We start from the raw sequence: 4,845 nt of genomic DNA on the forward strand, positions 1-4,845 counted from the left end.
CTCGACGGCCCCTACAACATCCTCGTCACCGGCATCGGCGGCACCGAGACGCAGTTCGAGGCCTGCGAGCAGTCGCCGCAGCCTTCGCAGACCAGCTCGTTGATGAAGGCGCGCTTGGCGGGATCGGGATAGAGCCCGCGCTTGCGGCGGCGGCGCTTTTCAGCGGCGCAGGTCTGGTCGTAGACGATGACGGTGAGGCCCTTGATATCACGCAGCTCGCGCTGCACGGCGTCGAGCTCGCGGCGGTGATGGATCGTGGCGCCCTGCGGGAAGTAGTTGCCTTGCGGGTATTTGCTCGGATCGTCGGAGACGATCGCGAGCCGCTTGACGCCTTCGGCCCAGACCTGATGGGCGATCTGCGCGACGTTGAAGGCGCCTTCTGCCGGCTGTCCTCCTGTCATGGCGACGGCGTCGTTGTAGAGGATCTTGTAGGTGATGTTGATGCCGGCGGCGGACGCAGCACGAAGGGCGAGAAGCCCGGAATGGGTGTAGGTGCCGTCGCCGAGATTCTGGAAGATATGATTCTCGGTGGTGAAGGGCGACTGGCCGATCCAGTTCACGCCCTCGGCGCCCATATGCGAGATCAAGTCCGTGCGGCGGGTCGGCATGCTCAGGGCCATGCCGTGGCAGCCGATGCCGGCCATGGCGCGGCTGCCCTCCGGTACGCGCGTGGAGGTGTTGTGCGGGCACCCCGAGCAGAAGAACGGCGTGCGCGCGAGCTTGATCTGGGTGCTGGTCGTGACGGGATTGTCGAAGGCCTCGAGCCGGGCGAGGCGCTGCTCCAGCACCGGGCTGTGATGGCCGAGCTTGCGCAAACGCGCCACCAGTGCGGCCGCGACGATGGTTGGTGTCAGCTCGCCCTCGCTCGGCAGCAGCGGCGCGCCGCGCTCGTCGCGTTTGCCCGAGACGGTCGGACGCCGCGACGCATCGACGTTGTAGAGGATGCGCATCAGTTGGTCTTCGATGAAGCCCCGCTTCTCCTCGACCACCAGCACGTCCTGAAGGCCCTCGGCGAAGCGCTTGGCGCCGCTTTCCTCCAGCGGCCAGGTCATCGCGACCTTGTAGATGCGAAGGCCGAGATCCTGGGCGTCCTTGTCGGTGATGCCGAGGTCGGCGAGCGCCTGGCGCAGGTCGAGATAGGCCTTGCCGGTCGCGGCGATGCCGAGCCGCGCCGGCTTGGAATCGAGCACGACGCGATCGAGCTGGTTGGCGCGGGCGAAGGCCTGCACCGCCGCCATCTTCGGGCCGAACAGGCGCTTCTCGGCTTCAAGCGGCGGATCGGGCCAGCGGATGTTGAGGCCGCCAGGCGGCATCTCGAAATCCTCGGGCAGCCTGATCTGGATCCGTTCCGGGTCGCTGTAGATCGACGCGGAACTCTCCACGGTCTCGCTGATCGCCTTGAAGCCGACCCAGCAGCCGGAAAAGCGCGACAGCGCAAAACCGTACAGACCCAGGTCGAGATAGTCCTGCAGCGTCGCCGGATTGATCACGGGGATGAGCGCCGCCGCGAACACCTGCTCGCTCTGATGCGCCAGCGTCGAGGACTGGCAGCCGTGGTCGTCGCCAGCGAGCGCCAACACGCCGCCATTGCGCGAGGTGCCGGCCGCATTGGCATGCTTGAGCGCGTCCACCGAGCGGTCGACGCCGGGGCCCTTGCCGTACCAGATGCCGAACACGCCATCGACCTTGGCGCCAGGAAACAGGCCGACCTGCTGGCTGCCCCAGACCGCGGTCGCGGCCAGGTCCTCGTTCAGTCCGGGGACGAAGGCGATGTCGTGCTGCTGGAGATGAGCCTTCGCCCGCCACAACGCATGGTCGTACATGCCGAGCGGTGAGCCGCGATAACCCGAGATGAAGCCGCCGGTGTTGAGGCCCTGAAGCCGGTCGCGTTCGCGCTGCAACATGGGCAGGCGGACCAGGGCCTGGGTGCCGGACAGGAAGATCCGCTTGGATTCGAGCCGGTATTTGTCGTCCAGCTCGACCTGCAACAGCGTCATTTCGGGAGTCCTCGTCTCGTGGTCCGGCGCGGGGTGTGCGCTGCGGGAGGGATCGCGGCGGCGTGAAGCGAATTGTGACAGTCAAAAGGATGGGCTGGCGAAGTCAATACGGCTAGCCGCATCCGTGGCGGTCCTGTTAGTCATGGCTTGCCCCGCGGAGATCATCATGGCTGCAAACGCATTCGACACTGAAATCACGGAGACGCCCGAGGCCCTGATCGGGCCGTGGCGCCGGCCTCGCCAGATGCTGCAAGCGCAAACCTATGATGCGCACGCGTCCATCCACGATGACGCCACTGCGCAGAAGCTCGGCTTCAAGGGCGGCACCATCGAGGGCCCGACCCATTTCAGCCAGTTCGCGCCGCTCGGCGCGCGACTGTGGGGACAGGCCTGGTTCGAGACCGGCTGCCTTTCCGCGCATTATCGCAGTGTCTGCTACGAGGGCGAGGAAGTGCAGGCGATCCTGTCGAAGCCATTGCCCGGCACGAGCCTGTGTCAGATACAGATGGTCAAGCGCGACGGCACCGAGGTGCTCCGCGGCACGGCCTCGGTCGGCGATGCGCCTGTTGCGACCGCGCTCGAGACGCGCCTCGACGAGCTGAAGCCGCTGACCGACCCCGTGATCCTGCGCGACGTGAAAGTGGCGCAGACGAGCAAGCGGCAGTCGGTCCACATGGCATTCGACCAAAACATGGGCGACCTCTATCCGTTTTCCCTTCGGGAGAAACTCGCCGTCATCACCGAGAACTCGCCGTACTACGCGGGCACGAATAATCCGTGGGGCAGGCCGATCATCCCGATGGAAATGCTGAGCGTGCTGTTCCAGTATCGCTCCAAGGACGATGCGCTTCCGTCCAAGGGCCCGGCCGTCGGCCTGTTCGCCGACCAGGAGATCCGTCTGGTGAAAGGGCCGCTCTTCGAGGGTGAGGAGTATGAGGTCGAGCGCGAGGTGGTCGCGCTCTCCGGCAGTCGCCGCACCGAAAGCGCCTGGGTGAAGACGCGCGTTTTCGACAAGGCGGGCTCGGTTGTTGCGACCATGCTGCTGAACATGGCGACGCTGAAGGACTCCTATGCGCCGTATGAGGAGGAGTATCGGCAACTGTATGGGGCAGGGAAGTAGGCGCGCCCTTTGTCGTCATTCCGGGGCGCGCGTAGCGCGAGCCAGGAATCCATTTCACCTCTCGTATTGCGGCCCGATGGATTCCGGGCTCGCGACTTCGTCGCGCCCCGGAATGACGAGTCGAGAGAGCTTTGCTCCGCCCATCATTTAAGCAAATGCACGACGTAGAGACGTCGCACAGGGAATGAGCAGACGCCGGTATCCGGCATAACCGTCTGAGTACGCTTGAACTTCCATCGCCGCGCGCCGCCTTCCGCAATTGTACACAATGGCACGGCGTTTGCAGAACTCCCGACCAGGAGAGTTCTCGCGGGGCCTGCGTCATGTTGAACTCGGTCAAGCCGACGAAGGGCGCCATCAGCGCCGAGCCCGAGCCGATCGCGCTCGACTGGTCCGCCACCGCGCTTCTCATCATCGACATGCAGCGCGACTTCATGGAGCCCGGCGGCTTCGGCGAGACGCTCGGTAACGACGTCAATCAGCTTGCGCGCGCGGTGAAGCCGATCGGCGCGGTGCTGACGGCAGCGCGCGACACCGGCTTGCTGGTGATCCACACGCGCGAGGGGCACCTGCCCGATCTCTCCGACGCGCCGCCGGCAAAGGTCGAGCGCGGCAAGCCAAGCCTTCGTATCGGTGATCCCGGTCCGATGGGCCGCATCCTCATCCGCGGCGAGGCCGGGCACGACATCATTCCCGAGCTCTATCCGCTCGACAGCGAGGTCGTGATCGACAAGCCGGGCAAGGGCGCCTTCTATGCCACCGAGCTCGGCGACGTCCTGGAGAAATACGGCATCGAGAACCTTCTGGTCTGCGGCGTCACCACGGAAGTGTGCGTCAACACCACCGTGCGCGAGGCCAATGACCGCGGCTATCGCTGCGTCGTCATCTCCGACGGCTGCGCATCCTACTTCCCCGAATTTCACGAGATGGGCCTGAAGATGATCAAGGCCCAGGGCGGCATCTTCGGCTGGGTCGCCAGCTCAGCCGCAGTCTTGGAGGCGATGAAGAGTTCGGCCACAGCAGGGGGAACATCATGAGCGCATTGGCGGGGACAGCCGGCAAGCCTGAGATCGACAAGTCTGGGTTCAAGCCGGCGCTATGGACATCGGGCGACTGGAACGCGTTCTTCGGCTTCGGCACCAACATCCTCGTCAACATGCTTGTGCTCACGGGGCTGTTGCGCTTCGTGCTGAAGATGCCTGACAGCCTCGTGTTCGGCCGCATCCTGCCCGCGCTCGGGCTGATGATGTGCCTGTCCACCTTCTATTATGCCTACCTTGCTTATCGCCTCGCACAGAAGACCGGCCGCAACGACGTCTGCGCGCTGCCCTCTGGCGTCAGCGTGCCGCACATGTTCATCGTCACCTTCGTGATCATGCTGCCGATCACGCTCAAGACCGGCGATCCGCTCAAGGGCTGGTCGGCGGGCCTGGTCTGGGTGTTCTTCCAGAGCTTCATTCTCATGATCGGCGGCTTCATCGCGCCGTTCATCCGCAAGATCACGCCGCGCGCAGCGCTGCTCGGCACGCTCGCCGGCGTCTCCGTCACCTTCATCTCGATGCGGCCGGCGCTCGAGATGTACATGACGCCGCAGATCGGCCTCGTCTGCTTCGCCATCATCCTGGTGAGCTGGTTCGGTGGCGTGAAATACTGGCGCGGCATGCCGGCGGGTCTCGTCGCCATTGCGGTTGGCATGATCATCGCCTGGGGCTCGAACCTGTTCGGCCT

The 4,845-nt window shown here is 65.0% G+C and carries 3 protein-coding genes and 1 pseudogene; 3 read left to right on the forward strand and 1 reads right to left on the reverse strand.

Annotation, left to right across the window (positions count from 1 at the left end; genetic code table 11):
• Positions 1-11 precede the first annotated feature (11 nt).
• Positions 12-1,997, reverse strand: a complete 1,986-nt coding sequence (locus tag JHD07_RS27040; protein ID WP_291627604.1) for an indolepyruvate ferredoxin oxidoreductase family protein — start codon at positions 1,995-1,997, stop codon at positions 12-14.
• Between the two features lie 166 nt (positions 1,998-2,163).
• Between JHD07_RS27040 and JHD07_RS27045 the strand changes: the two genes are divergently transcribed.
• The 3 genes and pseudogenes from JHD07_RS27045 to JHD07_RS27055 form a co-directional block, all read left to right on the forward strand.
• Positions 2,164-3,117, forward strand: a complete 954-nt coding sequence (locus JHD07_RS27045; protein WP_291627606.1) for a hypothetical protein — start codon at positions 2,164-2,166, stop codon at positions 3,115-3,117.
• 323 nt (positions 3,118-3,440) lie between these two features.
• Positions 3,441-4,154 (forward strand): isochorismatase family cysteine hydrolase, encoded by a 714-nt coding sequence (locus JHD07_RS27050; RefSeq protein WP_291627608.1) that lies wholly within the window; start codon positions 3,441-3,443, stop codon positions 4,152-4,154.
• Positions 4,151-4,845: pseudogene (locus tag JHD07_RS27055) on the forward strand (regulator); the annotation flags it as partial. The gene JHD07_RS27050 and the pseudogene JHD07_RS27055, both read left to right, overlap by 4 nt.

Origin of the sequence: Bradyrhizobium sp. (assembly GCF_016462955.1) — a bacterium.
GTDB lineage: Bacteria > Pseudomonadota > Alphaproteobacteria > Rhizobiales > Xanthobacteraceae > Bradyrhizobium.